Below are 23,042 nucleotides of genomic sequence, written 5' to 3'. Positions count from 1 at the left end.
GCCCGGCAGGCAACTCACCCCGGCGCGCCGGGGCGGTCGCCGAAGGTCCACTGGCGCACGCAGTGTTCCACCACGCGGGCCACGAAGGACAACAGATCACTGGCCTGCTCCTCCGAGAAGGCGCCGGGGTGACGATCGCCCAGGGCCAGCAGCCCGGGCGGGTGCCCGTTGCCGGGCTCCAGACGGGCCAGGGCATCGCTGGCCACCAGCCCGGCGCCACCGCCGAACAGGCGCTCGTCCCCCTTGGCCTGGGCGCGCAGCGCGATGGGCCGCTCGCGGGGCGCCACCATGTCCACGTACCCCTCGGGCAACGTCGCCAGCGGGGCCGAGCGCGCCGGCAGGCGCCCTGCGTTCTCGAAGCGTAGCGCGGCCACGTCCACGTCCAACAGCAGCGTCAGGTCGTCGGCCACGGTCTCGCCCAGCGTGCCCTTCTCGTCGCCCTGCAACACCGTCAGCACCGCCTGATGGGTGCGGTTGAGCAGCGACATGTTGATGCGCGTGGTCTGGATCAGCGCGTCGGTGCCGTCGCGCATCTCGCGCAGTTCGTCCTTCAGGCGCCGAACCACGAAATCCCGGATGTCCACCACGCCGTCGCCGCGCGCCGAGCCGGGCAGCACCAGATGCAACAGCGCCTCCGGCCGGCGGTCGAGGAACGCCGGGTTCTCGGTCAGGTACGCCAGCACGGCGTCGTCGGTGAGGGGGGTGGAATTGTCGTTCAACCAACTCTCCCGTGTGGCCTGCTCCCAAAAAAGCCCGAGGGGCCTGCGCTCAAGGCGAAACAACTCGCCTCCCAGGGCGGGCCGGCACCGTATCACGCCCCGCGCCGGGCGCGATACGCCTCAGTTTTCCAAACGAAATTCCGAAGGCAGAACGACGGCCGCACGGGAAAGGGGGATCAAAGGTGCGGCCATCCTGAGGAGATTGAGGTCGGCGGCCTGCCACGCGTCCTCTTCATCGTAAACCAAACGCTGCGTCAGATTCAGCTCTCCCGCCCCTTTCAGATCAAGGTGAGCTATGGCACGCGAGTTGATGGAATTGGGGTCCGGTTTCACGGGATCCACCAGAAAATAGCGGTCTCCGCTTCCGTGGATGACATAATCGAAAGTGTATGGACGATTGCTCGTTCCCACGAAGCGCTGTCGGGTAATGCGTTTAGGTGGGAACGTTTGGCGCAGGACCGACAACAGCTCCGCGCGGACATCGCGACGGGGCTTGGATTTGAGGTGATCAAGGCCATAGGCCACGGCGGACGCGGACGCATTAGCAACGAAGGCCACTGCCGCTGCCAGTTGCGTGGCGCTGACCTTCGGCGAGACAATCTTGCCCTGCTCGGCTTTCAGGCCCGTTTTCTCGCAAAACCGACGCAGGAAGCGATCCGCGTCGGGGATCTCCCTGTTGCAGGCCGTCAGTTCGTCAATCGCACGGCCCGCGTCCGATACAATCGCGCCATTCGGGCCGCCCTGGACATACACCGTCACCGCCGCGAGCGAGGGGTAAAGGCACTGAGTCGGGACGGCCACGGTGCCGTCCCGTTCGCTCCCAATCGAATACGGCGCAAGCGCCTCAATGACGAAGTCCATATGGGTCACAGGAACCTCTCTCGGGGCGGCCAGGGCGGAATCGCGGTCGGCTGACGAATGTTGGTCTCTCCCAGAACGTGGCGAAATGCGCTATCCCAAGACCGGATGCTCGGCAAGGGGATCCGCATGGGAAGCTCATCCGGGATAAGACCCGACTTACCGAATCTCCTGTTTTCCTCCCAAGGGTGGCAATGCGGCCCCCGGATCGTGGCGCCGCTAAACGGATGCCCCTCCAGGAAGGGGTTGTGCTCGATCCGGTCCCACGGTTCGAAGTCCAGCCTTCAGACGTTCGTATCATGGCAGTTCAAGGTATTCGTGAACCTAAGATCTCGATCCTCCGGATAGATCGTGGCGGCCAGAAAGCAGTCCGCCAAGACACCGTTGGCGAGAACAGGCCAGGAGAATCGCGCCTGCTCCGTCGTTCGGTTCGGGCGTCGCCATGTGGGTTCTCCGGCCAGATCCTTCTCGGTCGCCAGCAGGGCATCCACGAAGGCCAATGTCGGTCGATCACGGATCATGCCCCTGGGTCGTGCGACAGCCTCCAGAAGGCGTCAACGAAATCGCGCGTCATTCTGCTTTACACACGACGCAGGCGATCCAGCCCCCCTCATCACCCGCCGGTCAGCAGCGCCTCGACCGCCACGCGGCGTGCCTCCGCCGTCAGGTCGAGCGCCCGCAGCGCCCCGATGACCCCGCGCAGGGTCTCCATGGACGCCCCGCCCGGTCCCTCCGGTCCCAGCGCCAGAAGGGCGAGGGCCACCGCCTCGCCCATGCGGCCGGCCTGGGCGGCGCGATCCAGGGCGTCCAGCCGCGCGGGGTCGACATACCCGCCGCCGTCGTCCCCGGACACCGTCTCGATGAACACCCGGTTGGACCGGATCGGCAGCCAGTGAACCGGCTCGACGGGGGCGCCCAGGGCCTCCAGCAGGTTGAGCAGGCGCACATGCTCCTGGTCCAGCGCGCGGCGCGCCTCGGCCCCCTCGCCCAGGCGGGCGGCACGGGCCTGCCGCCATAGGATCAGCCGATCCGTCGGCAGCGGGTCGCCCAGGGCGGTGTCGGCCATCCGCGCCAGTGGCCACAGCAGGGCGGCGGCGTCGGCGGCGTCCACATCGCCGGCCTCGCCCTGGTCGCGCAATCGGCGCAGCCAGGCCCGCCCGGCCTCGACCGAGCCGGCGGCGAACAGGGCGCGTCCCGCCGCCGCGCCCAGGAAGGACGGCACGCGCGGCTCCACCGGAAGCTCACGGATCAGCGGCGCATAGAGCCGGGCATGGGTTATGTACAGCGCGGGTGTGAGGGCGCGGCTGGTCTCCAGTGGGTGCAGCAGGCCCTCGGCCCGTCGCGCCGGATCGGTCTCGCGCGACACGATCCGGAACGCCAGCGCCCGGTTCAGCGGCGTGTTGGTCTGCACCACCTGGGAGACCGGCGTCTCCAGGTCGCGCGGATCGACGTCCAGTCCGCGCCACGCCGCCGTCAGGTCCGCGATGGAGATGGCACCGACGGCGGCGGCGTACTCGGCGGCCTCGGCCCGCACCGCCGGTGGGCCGTTGTCGGCCAGCGCCAAGGCGCGGGCGGTCCAGGGGTGGTCGCGCCGCAGCGCGTCGGCCGGCGCATCGACGTTGGGCTGGGCGCGCAGCAGGCGGTAGGTCACGGCGCCGGCGCCGGTCAGACTGTCCGGCGGCGGACTGTTCACTCCGGCCATGCGTTCGGCGAGGATGAAGAAGGCCTCGTCATCGGTGGCCCCGGCCCCCATCTCGCGCAGCAGCGCCAGCCCGAGCATGGCCTGACGCGGCGGATCGGGACCCTCCTTCAGGTCGCACCACACCAGCACTTGTTGCCACAGCGGTGCGCGGTAGGCGGTGCCGACCCGATCCGCCAGGGCGCAGGCGCGGTCGTCGCGGGCCTCCGCCAGCAACGCCCGAAGGCGCGCGCGGTCAAAGGTATCGTCGGTGGCGACGGCGGCATCGGCGGGGGCCGGCAGGTCCTCGGACGGTGTCCCCAGGTCGCTCAGCACCGACAGGCGGGCCTTCAACAGGGCGGCGTCGGACAGGCCGGACGGCGCCGATTGCTGGCTGAGCAGAAGGCGGCGGCGCAGATCCACCACCACCGGCGAGGGCACGGTCGTGGGCAGGGCGGCGATCAGGTCACGGACGCGCTCGGCCCGCGTGCCGGTCCACAGGTCGGCGGGAAAGCCGCCCTCGCGCGGGGTCAGGTGTCCGGCGGGGGTGGCCGGCACCGCGGTCCAGGACCCCGGCGCGCCGGGCGTGCCGGTGGTGGGCGCGCCGGGTCCGGGCAACAGGCGTTCGCTCTCGGTCAGGCCGCCCGGGGGCGGCGCGACCTCGCGCGGGGCGCCGAGCGGCGGCGGCGCGCCAACGGGTTGGTCGGGGGTCCACACCGGCCCGGGCGCCGACCTGTCGGGGGCTTGCGGGGGGGGCTCGCCCCGCATGTCCGGTGGCAGCAGGGGCACCGGCATGCCCGCGCCGCCGCCCTGCCCGGCCGCGCCCGTCGGCACCAGAGCCCAGGTCACCGCCACGGCCAACGCGGCCACGCGCCGGCCGCGTCTCCATCCCTCAGAAGCGGTCATTGGGGATGACCTTTTCCACCGGACGGGTCGGCGGCTTCATGTCCAGCGTGGCCAAGGCCACGCCGCCGGCCACCAGCAGAACGAGCAGGAGACTCACAAGGATCTTGATGAGAACTCCGGAGGACTCATCCCCTCCCGAGCGGCTCCGACGTCGTGCCACGTTTGCGTTCCTTCTCGATACGGCGGATGGGGCCGTCCCTGACGGGACCGCCCGGTTGGCGCGACCGTGTCCGGGGTCCGAGTCTGGACACGGCCGGCGGGTCGGTCTACACAGCCCGAATGTTACACCTGACGTCACGCACGGAACGTCACCGATCCGGATGCTGGGCAGAAACCATGGCGACCGCGAGGCAGTGTAGAGACGGGCCGGCCCCGACGCAACGCATCGACGATGCCAGCCCGGTTGTGCTGGTGGGGCTGATGGGCGCCGGCAAGAGCTGCGTCGGCCGCCGCTTGGCCGCCGTCCTGGAGTGGCCCTTCGTCGACGCCGACGACGAGATCGTCAAGGCCGCCGGCCTGAGCATCGCCGACATCTTCGAGCTGTATGGCGAGGCCGCCTTTCGCGACTGCGAGCGCAAGGTCATGGCCCGCCTGCTGGAGGGGCCGCCGTGTGTGCTGGCGGCCGGCGGCGGCGCCTTCATGGATCCCGGCACGCGCGCCCTGATCCGCGAGCACGCGGTGTCTGTCTGGCTGCGCGCCGACCTGGAGATCCTGGTGTCACGCACCGTCGGGCGCCCGCATCGGCCGTTGCTGAATACCGGCGATCCCCGGGCCATCCTCAAGAAGCTGATGGACGAACGCTATCCGATCTATGCCGAGGCCGACGTGACGGTGCAGACCGGCGCCGAAAGCGCCGACCACACCGTCCGGCGCGTCCTGGACGCCCTGACCGACCGTCTCGGTCCCGACTCCGCGTACGGATCCCTGCAATGATGGCGGTGTCGGACGCGCCCACAACGGTGACCGTCGCGTTGGGCGCGCGCGCCTATCCGATTCACATCGGCCCCGGTCTGATCGGGCGCGCCGGTTCGCTGATCCGCGAGGCGCTGCCGCGCGCCCGCCGCGCATTCGTCATCAGCGACGACACGGTGGCGCCCTTGTATCTGGAGGCGCTGGGCGCCTCGCTGGAGGCGGCCGGGTTCGCCTTCGCCCGCCACATCGTGCCGGCCGGCGAGGCCAGCAAGAGCATCGCCCGACTGGAAGCGCTGCTGGAGGACATGCTGGGTTTCGGCATGGAGCGGAGCACGCCGGTCATCGCCCTGGGCGGCGGCGTGGTCGGCGATCTGGCCGGATTCGCCGCCGCCGTGGCGCTGCGCGGGGTGCCGTTCGTGCAGATCCCCACCACCCTTCTGGCCCAGGTGGACAGCAGCGTCGGCGGCAAGACCGCCGTCAACAGCCGTCACGGCAAGAACCTGATCGGCGCCTTTCATCAGCCCTGTCTGGTGCTGGCCGACACCGGCGCGCTCGACACCCTGCCCCGGCGCGAACTGCTGGCCGGCTACGCCGAGACCGCCAAGTACGGCCTGATCGGCGACGCCGCGTTCTGGGACTGGCTGGAGGCACACGGCCCGGCCCTGCTGGCGGGCGACGCCGGGCTCCGCGCCGACGCCATTGCCGTCAGTTGCCGGGCCAAGGCCGCCGTCGTGGCCGCCGACGAGCGCGAATCGGGGCAGCGCGCGCTGCTCAACCTGGGGCACACCTTCGGCCATGCGCTGGAGGCCGAGACCGGCTACGGCGACGCCCTGCTGCACGGCGAGGCGGTGGCCATCGGCATGGTCATGGCGCTCGATCTGTCGCGCCGTCTGGGTGTGTGCCCGGGGCAGGACGTGGAGCGGGTGCGCGGGCATTTCGAGGCCGTCGGGCTGCCGACGCGACCGGACCCCGCGCGGGCCTGGGACATCGACCGCCTGATCGGCCACATGGCGAAAGACAAGAAGGTCGACGACGGGCGCGTCACCTTCGTGCTGGCGAAGGGCATCGGGGGCGCTTACCTTAACCGCGATGTTCCCGCCGACGCGGTTCGGGAGACGCTGGCGGCCAGTCTTGCATAGGCGGCGGGCGTTCCCACCCGCCCCCACCACGACTCCACGGCCATGATCGAATCACTGCTTGCCATCTTCGTGCTGCTCGTCCTCTCGGGCCTGTTCTCGGGATCCGAAACGGCGCTGACCGCCGCCTCACGGCCCCTGATGACGGAGCTGGAGAAGGGCGGCAACGCCCGCGCGCGCCTCGTCAACCGCCTGCTGCAGAAGCGCGAACAGCTCATCGGCACCATCCTGCTGGGCAACAACCTGGTCAATATCCTGGCCTCTGCGCTGGCCACCAGTTTCATGATCACCACCTTCGGCGAGGCCGGCGTCGCCTATGCCACCGCCGGCATGACGATTATGGTGCTGATCTTCGCGGAGATCCTGCCCAAGACCTACGCCCTGACCCACACCAACACCATGGCGCTGGCGGTGGCCCCGATCATGCGGGGGCTGACGTGGCTGTTCTGGCCCATCACCCGGATCATCCAGGGTCTGGTGCAGGTGATGCTGGGGCTCTTCAAGGCCGACGCCGGGCAGGAGAAGACCGCCGTCCACGCCCTGGCCGAACTGCGCGGCGCCATCGAATTGCACACCGCCGAGGCCGACGGCGGCGGCTCCGGCGGGCGCACCGTCCGCCGCGAGCGGGCGATGCTCAAGAGCGTGCTTGATCTGGCCGATGTCGAGGTCGGCGAGATCGTGGTGCATCGCTCCGATCTGGTGATGATCGACGCCGACCTGCCGTCTTCCGAGATCGTCGAGCAGGTTTTGAACAGCCCGTTCACCCGCATTCCGTTGTGGCGCGACCGCATGGACAACATCGTCGGCGTGCTGCACGTCAAGGCGCTGCTGCGGGCGGTGCAGGCCTACACCGGGAACCTGGACGAACTGGACGTGATCGGTCTGGCGGCGCCGACGTGGTTCATCCCCGAAACCACCACGCTCCTGCACCAGTTGCAGGCCTTCCGCGAGCGCCGCGAGCACTTCGCCATGGTCGTCGACGAGTACGGCACCATCATGGGCGTGGTGACGCTGGAGGATATCCTTGAGGAGATCGTCGGCGACATCAGCGACGAGCACGACGTGCAGGTGGCCGGCGTGCGGGCGCAGGGCGACGGCTCGTATGTGGTCGCCGGCGACGTCACCATCCGCGATCTGAACCGCGAATTCGAATGGGACCTGCCCGATGACGTGGCCAACACGCTGGCCGGTCTGATCCTGCACGAGGCGCGCCGCATCCCGGAGGCGGGGCAGTCATTCCGGTTCCACGGCTTCCGCTTCGAGGTGCTGAAGCGCGTGCGCAACCGCATCACCTCGATCCGCGTGGTGCCGGGATAGGGGACGCTGGGCCTCCCCTCACCGCTGTAGGGCGGGTTCGCGCCGCTGGCGCAAACCGCCACAGCGGGCTGCGCGCGGCGAATTGGGGGGCGAGTCACCCGCCGGACGGGGGCGCTCCCCGCCCGACCATGAGCGGTCCGGCGGATTGGGGCTTCGCCCCTGCCCTACGGGTTTCGGGCTGAAGCGCGTGCGCCACCGCCATGCTCACCGCTGATCGAGCTTCAGTTCGATGCGCCGGTTGCGGGCGTAGGCGTCTTCGGTGTCGCCCTCGGCCACCGGCCGATATTCGCCGAAGCCGGCGGCGGCCAGCCGCTCCGGCGGCACCCCCTTGTCGATCAGGAAGCGGACCACGGAAATCGCGCGCGCCGCTGACAGCTCCCAGTTGTTGGCGAAGCGGAAGGTATTGATCGGCCGCTTGTCGGTATGGCCGTCCACCCGCAGGATCCAATCGATCTCCGGCGGGAACTCCCGCGACACGCTCATCAGGGTGTCGGCCAGATCGGCCAGATCGGCGCGGCCGGCCGGCCCCAGCGTGGCCTCGCCAACGTCGAACAGCACCTCGGACTGGAACACGAAGCGGTCGCCCTCGACGCGGATACCCTCGCGGTCGCCCAGCACCGCGCGCAGGCGGCCGAAGAACTCCGACCGGTAGCGCTGCAACTCCTGCACCTTGGTGGCCAGGGCGGCGTTCAGCCGTTCGCCCAGGTTGGCGATCTGGACCCGCTGGTCCTCGTTCTCGGCCTCCTTGGCCTCCAGCAGGTCGCCCAGCCGGGCCAGTTCCGCGCGCACCTCCTTCAGGCGGGCGTTGAGCAGCGCGGCCTGGGCGCGGGCCTGCTCGGAGATGCTCTTCTGGTCCTCCAGCGCGCCCTCGGTGTCGGCAAGCTGGCGGTCCATGGTGCTGATGCGCTCTTCCAGTTCGTCGCGCAGGGCGGTCAGCGCCTCCAGGTCCTGACGCAACCGCGCCAGTTGGGCCAGCTTGACCTCGATGGTTTCCTTGTCGGCCTGGATGGTCTGGTTGGCGGCCTCCAGGTCCGCCCGCAGCGCGTCCCGCGCATCGCGCATGGCGGCCACCTGGGCCTCCAGCCGCGCCAGATCGGCCAGCCGCGCCTCGACGGTCTCCCGGTCGGCCTCGATGGTGGCGTAGGCCTCCTCCAGGTCCGCCGACAGGCTTTCGTTGGCAGCCTCCAGGCGGGCGAGGCGCTCCGCGCGCGCCGCCAGTTCCTCGTCCTTTTCCGAGACCTCCCCGAGCGCCGCCCGCAGCCGTTCGGCCAGGGTGCGGCGGTCGGTCTCCAGCGCGGCGATGTCCTCTTTCTGGCGCGCGACCAGTCCCAGCACATCGGACAGTTCGGCCTGGGCGGCCTCGCCGGCGCGGGCATCGCCGAGCAGGTCTTCCCAGCGCGCGTTGGCGGCCTGGAGATCCCCCGACAGTTGCTCCACATCGGCGCGCAAATCGGCGTTGGCCTGCCGCTCGATGGCCAGCAGGTCCTCGTATTCGGTCACCGTGTCGCGCAGTCGGGCCAGCGCGGCCTCGCGCCCGCTGAGCGCCTGCCCCATGAAGAACTGCGACAGCACGAAGACCATCAGCACGAAGATGACGATGATGAGCAGCGTGGCCAGGACATCGACGAATCCGGGCCAGATGTCGAGGGTCTGACTGGCGCGACGGCGGCTCAGGCTGGCCATGACACTCCCATCATCCTGTTCGGCAGCGACCCTGTCGGCGCCCTCACCCCGGGCGTTGCTGTTCCGGGACCCCGGCGGTGGCGGCGATGGTGCGCGCCAGCAGTTTGATCTCGGCGCGCAGTTCCTTGACGGTCTGCTCGCGACTGGCGGCCATCTCGTTGGCGATGTAGGTCACGGCGGCGTCGGTGTTGCGGATATGGCCACGGGTGGCGTCGTCCAGGCCCTCGCCGTCGCGCTGCTCGGTGGCCGCCACCAGCTGCTGCATCAGCGGGCGCAGGTCGGCATGGCTTTCGGCCAGCCGCAGCAGGACGGCCTGTTCCGTGCGCATCTGATCGGCCAGGGTGCTCAGGGTTTCGACCAGGTGGCGCATCTGGGTCTGCGTGCTCAGCCGGCCTTCCTCGCCCCGGGCGATCGTGCGTTGCAGATCGTCGAGGCTGTCGGCGGTCTGTTCCAGCAGCGCCTGGATGTACGCCGGCACCGAGCCGCCCCCGTCGCCGTCGCCCAGCCCACCCCCGGACGACAGGCGGGTCAGCCCGGACAGCCATTCCTCCAGATCGTTGAGGAAGGTGTTCTGGGCGCGGCTGGATTGAAGATCCAGAAAGCCGAGGATCAGCGATCCTGCCAACCCGAGCAGCGACGATGAAAAGGCGGTGCCCATGCCCGACAGGGGCGCCTCCAGGCCGCTCTTCAGATCGTCGAACACCGCCTCGACATTATCCCCGGCGATGGTCAGATCGCGGATCACGTCGCCGATGGAGCCGACCGTCTCCAGCAGGCCCCAGAACGTGCCCAAAAGGCCCAGGAAAATGGACAGGCCAATGAAATAGCGCGCGAGGTCGCGGGCATCGTCCAGGCGGGAGGCGAGGCCGTCCATCAGCGACCGCATGGCCGGCACCGAGATGGAGAAGCGGCCACGCCCCAGCGACGTCTCCTTATGCTCCGTCAGCATCTGCGCCATGGCGCTGAGCAGCGGCGGCGCCTGATCGGAGGCCAGCCCCACCTCGCCAGCGCGGAAGCGCTCCACCCAGGTCACTTCCGGCCCAAGCCGCAGCACCAACCGGAAGTTCAGGGCGATTCCGAACAGAACGACGAACAGGATCAGGCCATTCAGCGCCGGATTGGCCATGAAGGCCGACAGCAGCGGCGGGAACAGCACCGCCGCGACCACCGCCACCACGGCGACGAACAGCACCATGCGCGTCAGGAACCGGCCGGGCCGGGTCATGATAGGTCCTCCGGCGCGGGGCTTCGATCAGCGATCAGACGTGACCACATCGACCCGGTCCTTGTTGCCGTCGCCGGACTGGTTGCCCAAGGCGCGCACATCGATGCGCGCGCTGGCCAGGCCCTTGTCGATGAGATAGGCGCGCACCGACAACGCCCGCGACAGCGAGGTGCGGCGGGCCTGGTTGGCGTCACCGCCGCCGTCGGCGTAGGCCCGAACGGTGGCGCGCGCGGCGGAATTGCCGTCCAGCACGGCGGCCACCCGATCCAGGATGGCGCGACCCGAGTCCGGCAGGGTGGTGCTGTCCCCGTCGAACAAGACGCTCACGGTCCCCCCGGCCGGCGTGACGGAGCCGGGGGACGGAGGGGGCTCGGCGGGTCGGGCCGCGACCTGCGGGGCCGTTGCCTCGGCTGCGTTGTCCGCGACGGGTGCGGCTTCGAAGACCGTGTCGGAATCCGGCAGCCGGGCGGACGTGTCGGGCGGCGGCTCGGCGCTGGCCGCCGGAGTCGAGGGCGGGGGGGCCGGCGCTGGCGGTTCCGGAACCGGGGGCGTTGCCGGCGCCGATGCCGGTTCAGGCCGCGCCGGAGCCGAAAGGCGGGTGGAGGTCTGCCCCTGGATTTCCAGCGGCGGCGGCGCGGGTGCGACGCGTCCGCTGAGATCCGTGGTCAGGCGGGTGGTGCCGGCGGCCAGACGCGTGCGAACCGGCCCGGTCGCGGACGCCGGCGAGCGCGGGCGCGGCGGCGCATCGGGCTTGGCCATGGTCACCGACACCGGCGGCGGCGGACCGGCCGGCGCGGCGGCCGGTTCGGGTTCGGGCGCGGGTTCGGGCTCCGGTGCTGGCCGCGCAACCGGTTCCGGCTCCGGGGCCGCTTGCGGGGCGGTCGCGGGGGCGGCGACCGCCCGTGGGTCCGCTGGTGGGGCGGGGGGCGTGTCGGCCATGCGGGGCGTTGCCGGTGGTTCCGCCCCGGTCTCGACTTCGGAGTCCGCGGCGGGCGCGGGCACGGCGGCGACGGCGTCCGGCACCGGCGGCGGCGGCGGTGGTGACGGGGTGTTCGCGCTGGACGGCGGCGTCGGCGCGTCCGGCGGCATGGAGGCCGTCGCCGGGCGGGCGGGCGCCTGCGCGGACGGCCCGGTCGTCAGGGTCGACCCCGGCGCGGTCGCCGGCGGCGGCGCCGGTCGGGACGGATACGCCGTTCCCGGCATGCCGGAGATCAGGGGGGGCGGACCCGACCCGTAGGCGTTGAACGGCACGGTCAGTTGCGAACGGGGCATGCCACGGGGCGGCAATTGCAGGGGCGAGCCGACAACGGGCGGGGGTGCGTTCGGCGACGGCTGCACCGTCATCGTCCCCATGCCGTATCCTGGCGTCCCGTATCCCTGTGCCCCGTATCCCTGTGCCCCGTATCCCTGGTTGACGGCGGGAGCAGACGCCCCGGCGAAGGCGGGGTTGACGATGACATTCGGCTGCCCCGACTGCGCCAGCGCCGATCCGGGCAGGACAGTGGCCGCCGCCAACAGGATCCCGGCCGACGCGGCCGTCCACGCGGCTGCGACAGGTCGGGACGTGGTTTGGGTCACGGATCGTTTGACGCGCATGGCCGGCTCGTGCCTGCTGGAAGAGTGTATCCCGAACGCGGTTTCGGGGCCGCCCGTTCGCGCGGTCCCGATCAGGGCTCACCCTATATCACGGCGGAGTCGGGGGCAACTCGCGTGTTCGCGCTTTCCCCGGCGCGGGCGGCGTGCGCCGGCGACGGTCCCTGGGTCCAGGCGGCGGCGCAGGCGCCCTCCGCCGAGACCATGCACGCACCCTGGGGCCGCTCGGGGGTGCAGCCCCTGCCGAACAAGCGGCAGTCGCGCGGGTCCAGCGCGCCCTTGAGCACCGAACCGCAGTCGCAGGCCGGGTTTTCCCGACCGGTCAGGGGCGGCATGTCGAACCGGCGCTCGGCGTCCCAGGCGGCGAACGCGTCGCGGATGCCCAGCGCGGAGTCCGGCAGGGCGCCCAGGCCGCGCCATTCGAAGGACGGCCGCACGCTGAACACGCTCTCCATCACCGCCTGGGCCTTCGCGTTGCCATCGGGCCGCACCGCGCGGGTATACTCGGTTTCCACCTCCGCGCGGCTGTCGTTGATCTGGCGGATCAGCATCAGGATGGCGCGCAGAATGTCCAAGGGCTCGAACCCGGCGATCACCACCGGCACCCGGAACCGCTCGGCGCCCGGCCGGTAGGCCTCGCTGCCGATCACGGTGGAGACGTGGGCCGGGCCGATGACACCGTCGAGCGGGCTGTCCGATCCCACGCCGCCCAGGATCGCGCCGATGGCCGGCGGCGTGAGAACGTGGTTACAGAACACCGACAGGTTCGCCAGCCCCTCCGCCCGCGCCTGGGACAGCAGCAGGGCGGTCGGCGGTGTCGTGGTCTCGAAACCGATGGCCATGAACACCACCGAGCGGCCGGGGTTGTCGCGGGCCAGCGTCAGGACATCCAGCGTCGAATAGACCATGCGCACGTCGGCACCGTCGGCGCGCGCCCTGTGCAGCGTATCACCGCCGCTGGCCGGCACGCGCATCAGGTCGCCGTAGGTGCACAGGGTGACCTCCGGATGGGCGCGCACCAGCGCCAGCGCCATGTCGAGCCGGCCCACCGGCAGCACGCACACCGGGCAGCCGGGACCGTGGATCAGGTGCACCGCCTCCGGCAACAGGTGGGCGAGGCCCTGGTTGACGATGGCATGGGTGTGGCCGCCGCAGAATTCCATGAGGCGATAGGGTCTGCCGGGGCGAACGGCGGTGGCGATGGCCCGGGCCAGCCCCCGGGCCACGGTCGGGTCGCGGTACTCATCCAGGTATTTCATCATAACGCCGTCCCCGCCGGCGCGGCGGCCTCCAGGTCCGCCACCTCGCGCATCAGGGCGAGGGTCTTCTCCGCCTCTTCCGGGTCCAGCCGGGACAGGGCGAAGCCCACATGCAGAATGACGTAGTCGCCGACGGCCAGATCATCGACCAGCGCAACGGAGACGGTCTTGCCGATGCCGCCGACATCGACGCGGGCCATGGCGTCGGGCAGCAGGTCGGTCACCAGGGCGGGCACGGCGAGGCACATGGCAGGCTTTCCCTCTTGAGGCAGCCCTTATGCAGATGGGGCGACCATCATGGCGGCATGATGCGCGGCGATCCAGGCTTGACCCAGGCTCAGCCCCGGGTCGCCCGGCGAGACGTGGCGGTGGGCCAAGACCGTCAGGCCGCGCGCGGTCAACCCCTCGACCACGGCGGCGGTCAGCACCCTGTTGAAGAAGCAGCCGCCGGACAGCCCCACGACGCCGATCCCGGTGGTCTCGGCGGCGTGGGCGGCCCAAGCCACCAGCGCGGCGGCGAGCGTGCCGTGGAACAGGTCGGCGCCGTCCTCCGACGTCATTCCGGTGGCGCTGAGGGCGTCCAGAAGGGGCAGCACGTCCAGCACACCGTCGTCCCCGATCACGTAGCCGTCCGCCATCACCCGGGGCGTCGTGACCATGGCTTCCAGCGCCATCGGGGCCTGCCCCTCGAAATCCGCCACGGGATGCACGCCCAGCAGGCCGCACGCGGCATCGAACAGACGCCCGGCCGAGCTTGTCTCAGGGCTGTTCAGGCCGCGCGCCATGATCTGGCCGATCATGCCGGCGTGGGTCCGGTCGGCGAAGCGCGGCGCGATGTCGTCCGCCCGGCCCAGCGCGAACAGGGCCGCCGCCGCCATGCGCCACGGCTCGCGCGCGGCGATGTCGCCCCCCGGCTGCGGCAGGCGGCGCAGATGGCCCAGGCGCTCGAACGCGGTGCCATCCACGCGCAGCAGTTCACCGCCCCAGGATTCGGCGCCCGGCCCCAGGCCGAAGCCGTCCAGCGCCAACCCCAGCAGCGGTCCGGCGTGGCCGTGCTCGGCCGCCACGGCGGCGATGTGGGCATGGTGGTGCTGCACCGGCAGGGCGACCGCGCCGGTCGCCTCGGCCAGCGCGCACGCGGCGTGGGTGGAATGGAAGTCCGGGTGCAGGTCGTGGGCGATGACGCGCAGCGGCGCCCCGAGCCGGGACAGCATGTCGGCCACCACGGCGTCATAGGCGCGCCGAGTGGCCACGTCGCCCAGGTCGCCGGTGGCCTGGGAGAGGCAGGCCCGCCCATCGGCCATCACCGCAACGGCGGCCTTCAGATAAGCGCCCAGGCCGGCCACCGGCAAGGGCGGCGCACCGGGCACGGCGCCAGCCCAGGCCAGCCCCTCGTCCACTTGGCTCCGCGCCAGCGCGGTCATGCCGACCTCGCCCCGGCGCGCGCCCGAGCCGCCGGACGGCGCGACAGACTCCAGTCGATCCAGGCCGCCATGCCCTGTCCGGTGGTCGCCGACAGCGACAGCACCGGCAGCTTCGGATTGATGCGCCGCGCATAGTCGACACAGCGGTCGACATCGAACGTCACATGCGGCAGCAGGTCGATCTTGTTCAGGATCATCAGGTCGGCGGCGTGGAACATATCCGGGTATTTCAGCGGCTTGTCCTCGCCCTCGGTGACCGAGAGGATGACCACCCGGCCCCCCTCGCCCAGGTCGAAGGCGGCCGGACAGACGAGGTTGCCGACGTTCTCGATGAACAGCAGCGTGCCCTCGGCCGGGTCCAGCGACGCGGCGGCGCGGGCCACCATGGCGGCATCGAGATGGCAGCCTTTGCCGGTGTTGACCTGCACCGCCGGGGCGCCGGTCGCCCGGATGCGCTCGGCGTCCAGGTCGGTCTGCTGATCGCCCTCGATCACCGCCAGCGGTCGGGTCCCCTTCAGGTCGGCGATGGTGCGGGCGAGCAGGGTCGTCTTGCCCGATCCGGGCGAGGAGACGAGGTTCAGCGCCAGCACGCCGCGCTCGGCGAACCAAGCCCGGTTGGCGGCGGCGAGGCGGTCGTTCTCGGCCAGGATATCGCGCTCGACCTGGACGACGCGGGCGGCAGCCGGGTCCGGGTCGGCGTGGTGGTGATGGTGCCCGTGATCGTGCCCGTGATCGTGCCCGTGATCGTGCCCGTGATCGTGCCCGTGATCGTGCCCGTGATCGTGCCCGTGATCGTGCCCGTGATCGTGGTCGTGGTCGTGATCATGGCCGTGATGGTGATGGTGGTCATGACGATGATCATGACCGTGATGATGGCCGGGCGCGCCTTGCGCGGGCCGTCCGTCGATGGTCGCCTGTCCGCATCCGCACACACCGCACATCACACCACCTCCAGGTCCTTGAGTCGCATCTCGTCGCCGGCGGTCACCTGGATCTGATGTCCGCCGCAATGGGGGCACGGATCGAACCGCCGCGCCACGGTGATTTCGCGCGCGCATATCATGCACCAGCCGGTGCCCGGCGTGCGCTCGATCTCCAGCCGGGCGCCCTCCGCCAGCGAGCCGCGCATAACGGCGTCGAAGCAGAAGCGCATGGCCTCCGGGTCGGCGTGCGACAGCGCCCCCAACTCCAGGCGCACCACCCGCACGGCCGAGAAACTCTGGCGTTCGGCCTCCGCCTCCAGAAGGCGCCGGATGCTTTCGGTCAGCGCCATCTCATGCATGAGCCGCCTCGCGGATCGCCACGTCGTGAGCCACGCAGGGGTCCATGGCCGCCACCAGCAGCCGCACCCGTCGCAGCAGCGCCGTCCGGTCGCCGGCCGGCCAGCCCAGCGGTACCCGGGCCAGGGCGCCGTCGGGATGGAACGTCCATTCGGTCGGCGCCACGATGCGCCAGTCGGCGACCCGTCCGCCGTCCAGCGTCACCCGGTGGACCAGCAGGCCGCGCGCCGTGTCCACAGCCGACAGGCCCCGACCGGGACCATCGGACAACGCGGCCGGCGGTGGCGCCGCCGCACCGTGGGCCAAGTCGGCCAGCGCGGCCAGCATGCGGTCCAGATCCAGCAGCCGCGCCGCGAGCCGAGCGGCCAGACCGGCGCCGCGGGCACGCAGTCCCGCCACCAGGGGGTGACCGTCCAGTCGGGCCAGCGCGCCCGTTTCCGCCGGGGCGCCGCGCCAGTCGGGACGGGCCGCGAAAGCGAGACCGTTCGATCCGGACAGCCGCGCGGCAAACGTCCCAAGGTCCCAGTCGCGCAGGGGCGCCACGGCCGCGTCCGCCACGCCGCCGGCCCCGTCGTCCAGGGCCAGGGCGAGCGCGCCCGACACCGAACCGCGCCCCGACGCCGCCAGATCCGCCAAGGCCGCCTCCGTTTCCGGCACGGGCGCATCCCCGAACACCAGCGCGCGGATGTCCGCCGTCATCGGCGCCACCGCCGCGCCCAGGGCGGGCGGCGGCCAGCGCGCCCCGGCCGCCGCGCCGCCGATGCGGTCCCATGACGCGACGGAGGCCGCCCGACGCGCCGCCGCCACGCCGTGCCGCAGGTCGCGCACGGCCTCGATATCCGGCGCCGTCCCGGCCACCGCCGGCCAGTCCATCCCCAGCCGCAGCACGCTCTGTTCCACGGCCTCGCACAGCACCACCGCATGGCGCGCGCCGTTCGTCGCCGACGAGGCCCGCGCGCCGGTGGCCGCCTCCGCCGCCTGCACCGCCGCCACCGTCTGCGCCACGCCGCACAGCGAGAACAAAAGCCCGACCAGCCGCACCGCCGCCCCCACCGGCTGACCGATCAGCACCCGGGCCACGTCGGCGCGCCGCGAGGACTCCAGACCGACCCCCACGACGCGGTCGTCCGCGACGTCCAGCGCCACCGACAGCCGGTCGCGGTCCGCCCGCAGCCCCGGGTTGGTCGGCGACGGACGAGGGGGTCGATCCATGTTCCCTCCACAAGTGTTTCGCAGTCGCAGCATAGCGGGCGGATTTGGTCGGAGATCGTGCCGGAGCCGAATCAACGTTCTTGCATACCGGATAGGAATTGTGGTTTTCTCTTGTGGCTTGAGAATTGTCAATCTGAATCGGGGCGCTGCGCTGGGACGCCTTCGCCGAGAGCCGGCAACCTTCTGAAATTCGGGAGAGCCTTCCGAAACGCGGCCGCTCGATCCCGTCGGTCGCGAGCCGATCTGGCGGCCGGAGGAATGCGCGCGGCGCATGGCGGCGGACACGCGATCCTCACCGCGTCGGGATGGCGCACGCAAAACGAAGCGAACCATTTGGGGGAGGCACCATGTCCTCGGGAATCGAAACGTTCTATGATGTGATGCGCCGCCACGGCATCTCACGGCGCAGCTTCATGGCCTTCTGCGGCCTGACGACCGCCGCCATGGGCCTGGGGCCGACCTTCGTGCCCCGGATCGCCCGGGCCATGGAGACCAAGCCGCGCATTCCCGTGATCTGGCTGCACGGCCTGGAATGCACCTGCTGCACCGAAAGCTTCATCCGCTCGGCGCATCCGCTGGTCAAGGACGTGGTGCTGTCGATGATCTCGCTGGATTACGACGACACCATCATGGCCGCCGCCGGCCATCAGGCGGAGGAAATCCTCGACGAGATCCGCGAGACCCACAAGGGCAACTACATTCTCGCCGTGGAGGGCAATCCGCCGCTCCGGGACGGCGGCGTCTACTGCCTGCCCGGCGGGCGGCCGTTCGTGGACCGCCTGAAGGAAATGGCGTCCGATGCCCAGGCGGTCATTGCCTGGGGCTCCTGTGCCTCCTGGGGCTGCGTGCAGGCCGCCAAACCGAACCCCACCCAGGCCACGCCGGTTCACGAGGTCGTCACCGACAAGCCGGTCATCAAGGTGCCGGGCTGCCCGCCCATCGCCGAGGTAATGACCGCCGTCGTGACCTACATTCTGACCTTCGAACGCCTGCCCGAACTGGACCGCCACGGCCGGCCGAAGATGTTCTATTCCCAGCGCATCCACGACAAATGCTACCGCCGGCCGCACTTCGACGCCGGTCAGTTCGTGGAAGAGTGGGACGACGAGGGCGCGCGCAAGGGCTATTGCCTCTACAAGGTCGGCTGCAAGGGGCCGACCACCTACAACGCCTGTTCCACCGTGCGTTGGAACGAGGGTGTCTCCTTCCCCATCCAGTCCGGGCACGGCTGTATCGGCTGTTCCGAGAAGGATTTCTGGGACATGGGGCCGTTCTATTCGCGCCTGTCGTCGGTGCAGCCGTTCCCGATCGAGGGCAACGCCGACGCCATCGGCGGCACCGTGGCCGCCGTGGCCGGCGGTGCCGTGGTCGCCCACGCCGCCGCCAGCGCGGTCAAGCACGCCGCCGACAAACGCGACATCAAGAACGAGCGGCAGGCCCGGGCCGATCAGAACACCAACGGCTGATCCCAGGGACCGGACGGAAGGACACCTGACTGATGACGACGATGAGCACGCCCAACGGCTTTGCCCTGGACAATTCCGGCCGCCGCGTGGTGGTCGATCCCGTGACCCGGATCGAGGGACACCTGCGCCTGGAAGTGAATGTTGACGACGACAACGTCATCCGCAACGCGGTGTCCACCGGCACCATGTGGCGCGGTCTGGAACTGATCCTCAAGGGTCGCGACCCGCGCGACGCCTGGGCCTTCACCCAGCGCATCTGCGGGGTCTGCACCGGAACCCACGCGCTGACCTCGGTGCGCGCGGTCGAAGACGCGCTGGGCATCGAGATCCCCAAGAACGCCAACACCATCCACAACATCATGCAGCTGACGCTGTATGTGCAGGACCACCTGGTTCACTTCTATCACCTGCACGCGCTGGACTGGGTGGACGTGGTCTCCGCCTTGCGCGCCGACCCCAAGGAAACCTCCGCGCTGGCGCAGTCGATCTCGTCATGGCCGATGTCCTCGCCCGGCTATTTCCGCGACGTGCAGAACCGGCTGAAGCGATTCGTCGAGTCCGGTCAGTTGGGGCCGTTCCGCAACGCCTACTGGGGGCATCCGGCCTACCGCCTGCCGCCGGAGGCCAACCTGATGGCCGTGGCACACTATCTGGAGGCGCTCGACTTCCAGAAGGAGATCGTCAAGATCCACACCATCTTCGGCGGCAAGAACCCGCATCCGAACTGGCTGGTGGGCGGCGTGCCGTGCGCCATCAACCTGGACGGCACCGGGGCCGTCGGCGCGGTCAACATGGAGCGGCTGAACATGGTCAGCTCCATCATCGACCGCTCGCTGGCGTTCATCGAGCAGGTCTACATCCCGGATCTGCTGGCCATCGCCTCGTTCTACAAGGACTGGATGCACGGCGGCGGGCTGTCGTCCACCAACCTGCTGGCCTACGGCGATATGCCGGCGCTGGCCAACAACCATTCCAACGACAGCCTGATGCTGCCGCGCGGCGCGATCATCGGCGGCGACCTGTCCACCGTCCACGAGGTGGACCTGAAGGACCCCGAGCAGATCCAGGAGTTCGTGTCCCACTCCTGGTACACATACGACGACGAATCGGTGGGCCTGCACCCGTTCGACGGGGTGACCGATCCCAACTTCGTGCTGGGGCCGAACACCAAGGGCGATCCGTCCACCAGGATCGAAGCGCTGGACGAGGCCGCCAAGTACTCCTACCTGAAGGCGCCGCGCTGGCGCGGCCACGCCATGGAGGTGGGACCGCTGGCCCGCTTCGTCATCGGCTACGCCATGGGCCGGCCCGATTTCAAGGAGCCGGTGGACGCCACCCTGCGCACGCTGGGCGTGCCCATCACCGCCCTGTTCTCCACCCTGGGCCGCACGGCGGCGCGTGGGCTGGAGTGCCAGTGGGCGGCGCACCGCCTGAAGGAGAGCTTCGACGGCCTGATGGCCAACCTGAAGGCCGGCGACCTGAGCACCGCCAATACCGACAAGTGGGAGCCCTCCACATGGTCGCACAACTCGCGCGGCGCCGGCTTCACGGAGGCCCCGCGCGGCGCCCTGGGCCACTGGGTGGAGATCGAGGCCGGCAAGATCAAGTCCTATCAGTGCGTTGTTCCAACCACCTGGAACGGCTCCCCCCGTGACCCAGCCGGCAACATCGGCGCCTTCGAGGCGGCGTTGCTGGACACCCCGCTGCACGACCCGGAACAGCCGCTGGAAATTCTGCGAACGATCCACTCCTTCGATCCGTGTCTGGCGTGCTCGACCCACGTCATGAGCCCGGACGGGCAGGAAAAGGCAACCGTCACCGTGCGCTGACCGGCGCACGACGACCGTCTTCCACCGCGACGGCCCCTCAACGACGGAGTGACCGACATGACCCCTCCTCCCCCCGGCAGCGAAGTGCACGCGGCGGACGTCACCGCCGGTGACGCCTCGACCTCGATCGAGCGCACCTCCATCCTCGTCTACGAAGGCCCGGTGCGGGCCTGGCACTGGATCACCGCCCTGGCCATCACCACGCTGGCGGTGACCGGCTACCTGATCGCCAACCCGCTGCCCAGCGTCACCGGCGAGGCCAGCGATTGGTACGTGATGGGCAACATCCGCTTCATTCACTTCGCCGCCGGGTATGTGCTGGCCATCGGCTGGCTGGTGCGCATCTACTGGGCCTTCGTCGGCAACCACCACAGCCGCCAACTGTTCAAGTTCCCGTTCTGGAAAAAGGAGTACTGGGACGGCGTGGCGTGGGAGGCAAGTTGGTACTTTTTTTACCGCCGCTGGCCGAAGAAGTACGTGGGCCACAACCCGCTCGCCCAGTTCGTGATGTTCTTCGTCTTCACGCTGGGGATGTTCTTCATGATCATCACCGGCTTCGCGCTGTATGCCGAAGGCACCGGCCTGGATAGCTGGCAATACGCCCTGTTCGGCTGGGTGTTCGACATCTTCCCCAACAGTCAGGCCGTGCATACGTGGCATCACCTGGGGATGTGGGTGTTCGTCTGCTACATCATCATCCACATCTACGCTGCCGTGCGCGAGGACATCATGTCGCGCCAGTCGATGATCTCGACCATGATTTCCGGCGAGCGCATGTTCAAGGACAACCGGGATGATTGACGGCGTGGGAGCGTCCGGCGGCCGCACCCTGGTGCTGGGCATCGGCAACCTGCTGTGGGCGGACGAGGCGTTCGGGGTGCGCTGTGTCGAGGCGCTGCACCGCCGCTATGCCCTGCCGGAGACGGTCGAGGTCATGGACGGCGGCACCCAGGGCCTCTATCTGGTGCAGCACGTTCAGGCGGCCGAAAACCTGCTGGTGTTCGACGCCGTGGACTATGGGCGGACGCCGGGCGACCTGATGGTGGTGCGCGGTGACGAGGTGCCGCGCTTCACCGGCGCCAAGAAGATGAGCCTGCACCAGACCGGGTTCCAGGAGGTGCTGTCCGCCGCCGACCTTCTGGGGGCCTATCCCGCGCGCCTGACCCTGATCGGCGTGCAGGCCGGCGATCTGGAGACCTGGGGCGGACCGCTGACGCCGGAGGTGGCGGCGCGTCTGGACGACGCCGTGACCCTCGCCCTGGAGGAACTGGCGTCCTGGGGCATCGCGGCCATCCCCCGCGCCGCGCCGCTGGAGGCCGGCTCAAGCGACGGCCTGTTGCGCCACGGTCTCGACCGCGCCGCCTATGAACGGACGGACGGCCTGTCGGCCGCCAGCGGCTGACGGGAGGGAACGCGCATGTGCCTGGGCATTCCCATGCGGGTTCTGGCGGTGGACGGCCTGTCGGCCCGCTGCGTCGGGCGCGGCGAGACCCGCGACGTCTCGCTGGCGCTGATGGACCCGCCGCCGGTCGGGACCTGGGTGCTGGTGCATCTGGACACCGCCCGTCAGGTCCTGACCGAGGATGAGGCGCGCCTGATCGATCAGGCGCTGGAGGCCGTGGACACCGCCCTGGCTGGCGGCTCGGTGGATCATCTGTTCGCCGATCTGGTCGACCGGGACCCGGAGTTGCCGCCGCACCTGCGGGCGGAGGGCGCGCCATGACCGCGCTCTCACCTCTGGACGGGGCCGCCAGCCCCTCCGACCGCGCCCGCGCCCTGGCCGCCGCCGAGGCCCTGGTCGAGAGGGCGCCCGACGCCCTCGCCCTGGTCGAGGCCCTGCTGACCGACCTGCGCGCGCGGGCGACCCGGCCGGCCGACACCGCGCCGGGCGTGTTTGATCTGGCCACCATCGGCGCGGAGGGCGTGACCCTGCTGGACCAGATTCTCGGCGCCGGCGAGGTCTCGGGGCAGGTGCGCGAACCCGACGGCAACGTGGTGGCGGTTCAGGAATCCGTGCTGACCGGCGTGTGGCGGCTGCACCGGCGCGGGCCGGACGGCGCCTCCCGCGCGCGCTGGATCGAGGCCGGGCCGGTCCCCGGGGTGGTCTCGACCACGCGACCGGGCCGGCCGGCCGGCGACCTGCGCCCCGGCGATGCGGCCGCCGGCACGATGGCGGCGCGGCCCATCCTGACCGAGATCATGGACCGCGCCGCCGCGCACGAACCCGGCCGGCCGAACCACGTCGTCACCCTGTCGCTGTTGCCCGTCAACGCCGCCGATCTGTCGTGGCTGCGGCGGACGTTGGGGGACGGCCCGGTGGCGCTGCGGGTGCAGGGCTATGGGGCTTGCGACATCGACGCCACCGGCGTGGACGGGGTGTGGTCGGTGCGCTTCCTGAATGCCTCCGGCACCGTGATCCTGGACACGCTGGAGGTGGGCGGTGTGCCGGCGGCGGCCACCGCCGCGCCGGAGGATTTCGAGGACGCCGCCGACCGGCTGGCCGAAATCCGGGACGCCTATCTGTAGGCGGGTCCGTGGCGGCCTG

General features: G+C 70.5%; 23 protein-coding genes. 9 read left to right on the top strand and 14 right to left on the bottom strand.

Translation table 11 applies throughout. The features are described from left to right. Nucleotides 1-14: 14 nt before the first annotated feature. From BLS85_RS03750 to BLS85_RS19005, 5 genes are all read right to left on the bottom strand, one after another. Nucleotides 15-719, bottom strand: a complete 705-nt coding sequence (locus BLS85_RS03750) for a DUF484 family protein (protein WP_176793340.1) — start codon at nucleotides 717-719, stop codon at nucleotides 15-17. A gap of 120 nt (nucleotides 720-839) precedes the next feature. Then, nucleotides 840-1,589 carry a hypothetical protein gene (locus tag BLS85_RS03745; protein WP_143027080.1) on the bottom strand — a complete coding sequence of 250 codons (750 nt, stop codon included), beginning with the start codon at nucleotides 1,587-1,589 and terminating at the stop codon, nucleotides 840-842. Between the two features lie 272 nt (nucleotides 1,590-1,861). Then, entirely contained in the window at nucleotides 1,862-2,098 is a 237-nt protein-coding gene (locus tag BLS85_RS03740) for a hypothetical protein (RefSeq protein ID WP_092782377.1), read from the bottom strand. 92 nt (nucleotides 2,099-2,190) lie between these two features. Beyond that, nucleotides 2,191-4,125 carry a hypothetical protein gene (locus BLS85_RS03735; RefSeq protein ID WP_092782374.1) on the bottom strand — a complete coding sequence of 645 codons (1,935 nt, stop codon included), beginning with the start codon at nucleotides 4,123-4,125 and terminating at the stop codon, nucleotides 2,191-2,193. Nucleotides 4,126-4,147: 22 nt separating this feature from the next. Next, entirely contained in the window at nucleotides 4,148-4,321 is a 174-nt protein-coding gene (locus BLS85_RS19005) for a hypothetical protein (RefSeq protein ID WP_176793331.1), read from the bottom strand. 260 nt (nucleotides 4,322-4,581) lie between these two features. On the opposite strand from BLS85_RS19005, the gene BLS85_RS03730 reads away from it, so the two are divergent. Genes BLS85_RS03730 through BLS85_RS03720 form a run of 3 tightly spaced genes read left to right on the top strand, consistent with a single transcriptional unit; the run spans nucleotide 4,582 to nucleotide 7,526 of the window. After that, a complete protein-coding gene (locus BLS85_RS03730; protein WP_425438465.1) occupies nucleotides 4,582-5,094 on the top strand; it encodes a shikimate kinase in 513 nt (170 codons plus the stop codon). Beyond that, entirely contained in the window at nucleotides 5,091-6,212 is a 1,122-nt protein-coding gene (gene aroB / locus BLS85_RS03725; RefSeq protein WP_092782368.1) for a 3-dehydroquinate synthase, read from the top strand. Before BLS85_RS03730 ends, aroB begins: the two co-directional genes overlap by 4 nt. A 42-nt stretch (nucleotides 6,213-6,254) precedes the next feature. Continuing rightward, nucleotides 6,255-7,526 (top strand): HlyC/CorC family transporter, encoded by a 1,272-nt coding sequence (locus BLS85_RS03720; RefSeq protein WP_092782365.1) that lies wholly within the window; start codon nucleotides 6,255-6,257, stop codon nucleotides 7,524-7,526. Between the two features lie 204 nt (nucleotides 7,527-7,730). Here BLS85_RS03720 and BLS85_RS03715 read toward each other — a convergent pair whose 3' ends face one another. The 9 genes from BLS85_RS03715 to BLS85_RS03675 all read right to left on the bottom strand — a co-directional run bounded on the left by BLS85_RS03715 (nucleotide 7,731) and on the right by BLS85_RS03675 (nucleotide 17,202). After that, nucleotides 7,731-9,209 carry a peptidoglycan -binding protein gene (locus tag BLS85_RS03715; RefSeq protein ID WP_092782362.1) on the bottom strand — a complete coding sequence of 493 codons (1,479 nt, stop codon included), beginning with the start codon at nucleotides 9,207-9,209 and terminating at the stop codon, nucleotides 7,731-7,733. Between the two features lie 43 nt (nucleotides 9,210-9,252). Continuing rightward, complete coding sequence (locus BLS85_RS03710; protein ID WP_092782359.1) at nucleotides 9,253-10,434, bottom strand: flagellar motor protein MotA; 1,182 nt, start codon at nucleotides 10,432-10,434, stop codon at nucleotides 9,253-9,255. 27 nt (nucleotides 10,435-10,461) lie between these two features. Further along, complete coding sequence (locus tag BLS85_RS03705; protein WP_092782356.1) at nucleotides 10,462-12,030, bottom strand: OmpA family protein; 1,569 nt, start codon at nucleotides 12,028-12,030, stop codon at nucleotides 10,462-10,464. Between the two features lie 83 nt (nucleotides 12,031-12,113). Next, nucleotides 12,114-13,289 carry a hydrogenase formation protein HypD gene (gene hypD, locus BLS85_RS03700; RefSeq protein WP_425438463.1) on the bottom strand — a complete coding sequence of 392 codons (1,176 nt, stop codon included), beginning with the start codon at nucleotides 13,287-13,289 and terminating at the stop codon, nucleotides 12,114-12,116. Beyond that, on the bottom strand, nucleotides 13,286-13,534 hold the full coding sequence (locus BLS85_RS03695; RefSeq protein WP_092782353.1) for a HypC/HybG/HupF family hydrogenase formation chaperone: 249 nt from the start codon (nucleotides 13,532-13,534) through the stop codon (nucleotides 13,286-13,288). Before BLS85_RS03695 ends, hypD begins: the two co-directional genes overlap by 4 nt. A 27-nt stretch (nucleotides 13,535-13,561) precedes the next feature. Continuing rightward, entirely contained in the window at nucleotides 13,562-14,710 is a 1,149-nt protein-coding gene (locus BLS85_RS03690) for a Kae1-like domain-containing protein (RefSeq protein WP_092782350.1), read from the bottom strand. Further along, on the bottom strand, nucleotides 14,707-15,651 hold the full coding sequence (gene hypB / locus BLS85_RS03685; protein ID WP_092782347.1) for a hydrogenase nickel incorporation protein HypB: 945 nt from the start codon (nucleotides 15,649-15,651) through the stop codon (nucleotides 14,707-14,709). Before hypB ends, BLS85_RS03690 begins: the two co-directional genes overlap by 4 nt. Further along, complete coding sequence (gene hypA / locus BLS85_RS03680; protein ID WP_092782344.1) at nucleotides 15,651-15,992, bottom strand: hydrogenase maturation nickel metallochaperone HypA; 342 nt, start codon at nucleotides 15,990-15,992, stop codon at nucleotides 15,651-15,653. The genes hypB and hypA overlap by 1 nt, the downstream gene beginning before the upstream one ends. Continuing rightward, complete coding sequence (locus BLS85_RS03675; RefSeq protein ID WP_092782342.1) at nucleotides 15,985-17,202, bottom strand: hypothetical protein; 1,218 nt, start codon at nucleotides 17,200-17,202, stop codon at nucleotides 15,985-15,987. Before BLS85_RS03675 ends, hypA begins: the two co-directional genes overlap by 8 nt. 347 nt (nucleotides 17,203-17,549) lie before the next feature. On the opposite strand from BLS85_RS03675, the gene BLS85_RS03670 reads away from it, so the two are divergent. Genes BLS85_RS03670 through BLS85_RS03645 form a run of 6 tightly spaced genes read left to right on the top strand, consistent with a single transcriptional unit; the run spans nucleotide 17,550 to nucleotide 23,023 of the window. Continuing rightward, a complete protein-coding gene (locus BLS85_RS03670; protein WP_176793337.1) occupies nucleotides 17,550-18,668 on the top strand; it encodes a hydrogenase small subunit in 1,119 nt (372 codons plus the stop codon). Between the two features lie 32 nt (nucleotides 18,669-18,700). After that, entirely contained in the window at nucleotides 18,701-20,497 is a 1,797-nt protein-coding gene (locus BLS85_RS03665) for a nickel-dependent hydrogenase large subunit (RefSeq protein WP_092782340.1), read from the top strand. A gap of 57 nt (nucleotides 20,498-20,554) precedes the next feature. Then, nucleotides 20,555-21,298 carry a Ni/Fe-hydrogenase, b-type cytochrome subunit gene (gene cybH, locus BLS85_RS03660; protein ID WP_092782338.1) on the top strand — a complete coding sequence of 248 codons (744 nt, stop codon included), beginning with the start codon at nucleotides 20,555-20,557 and terminating at the stop codon, nucleotides 21,296-21,298. After that, nucleotides 21,291-21,899, top strand: coding sequence for a HyaD/HybD family hydrogenase maturation endopeptidase (locus BLS85_RS03655; RefSeq protein ID WP_092782335.1), 609 nt, complete (start codon nucleotides 21,291-21,293; stop codon nucleotides 21,897-21,899). The genes cybH and BLS85_RS03655 overlap by 8 nt, the downstream gene beginning before the upstream one ends. A 15-nt stretch (nucleotides 21,900-21,914) precedes the next feature. Beyond that, nucleotides 21,915-22,220 (top strand): HypC/HybG/HupF family hydrogenase formation chaperone, encoded by a 306-nt coding sequence (locus BLS85_RS03650; protein WP_092782332.1) that lies wholly within the window; start codon nucleotides 21,915-21,917, stop codon nucleotides 22,218-22,220. Continuing rightward, a complete protein-coding gene (locus tag BLS85_RS03645) occupies nucleotides 22,217-23,023 on the top strand; it encodes a hydrogenase expression/formation protein (protein ID WP_092782329.1) in 807 nt (268 codons plus the stop codon). The genes BLS85_RS03650 and BLS85_RS03645 overlap by 4 nt, the downstream gene beginning before the upstream one ends. Nucleotides 23,024-23,042: the final 19 nt, after the last annotated feature.

It is taken from the genome of Rhodospira trueperi, from assembly GCF_900101965.1.
Classification (GTDB): domain Bacteria; phylum Pseudomonadota; class Alphaproteobacteria; order Rhodospirillales; family Rhodospirillaceae; genus Rhodospira; species Rhodospira trueperi.
The sequence above is the reverse complement of the archived record's forward strand: the minus strand, read 5'-3'. Positions and strand labels throughout refer to the sequence as shown.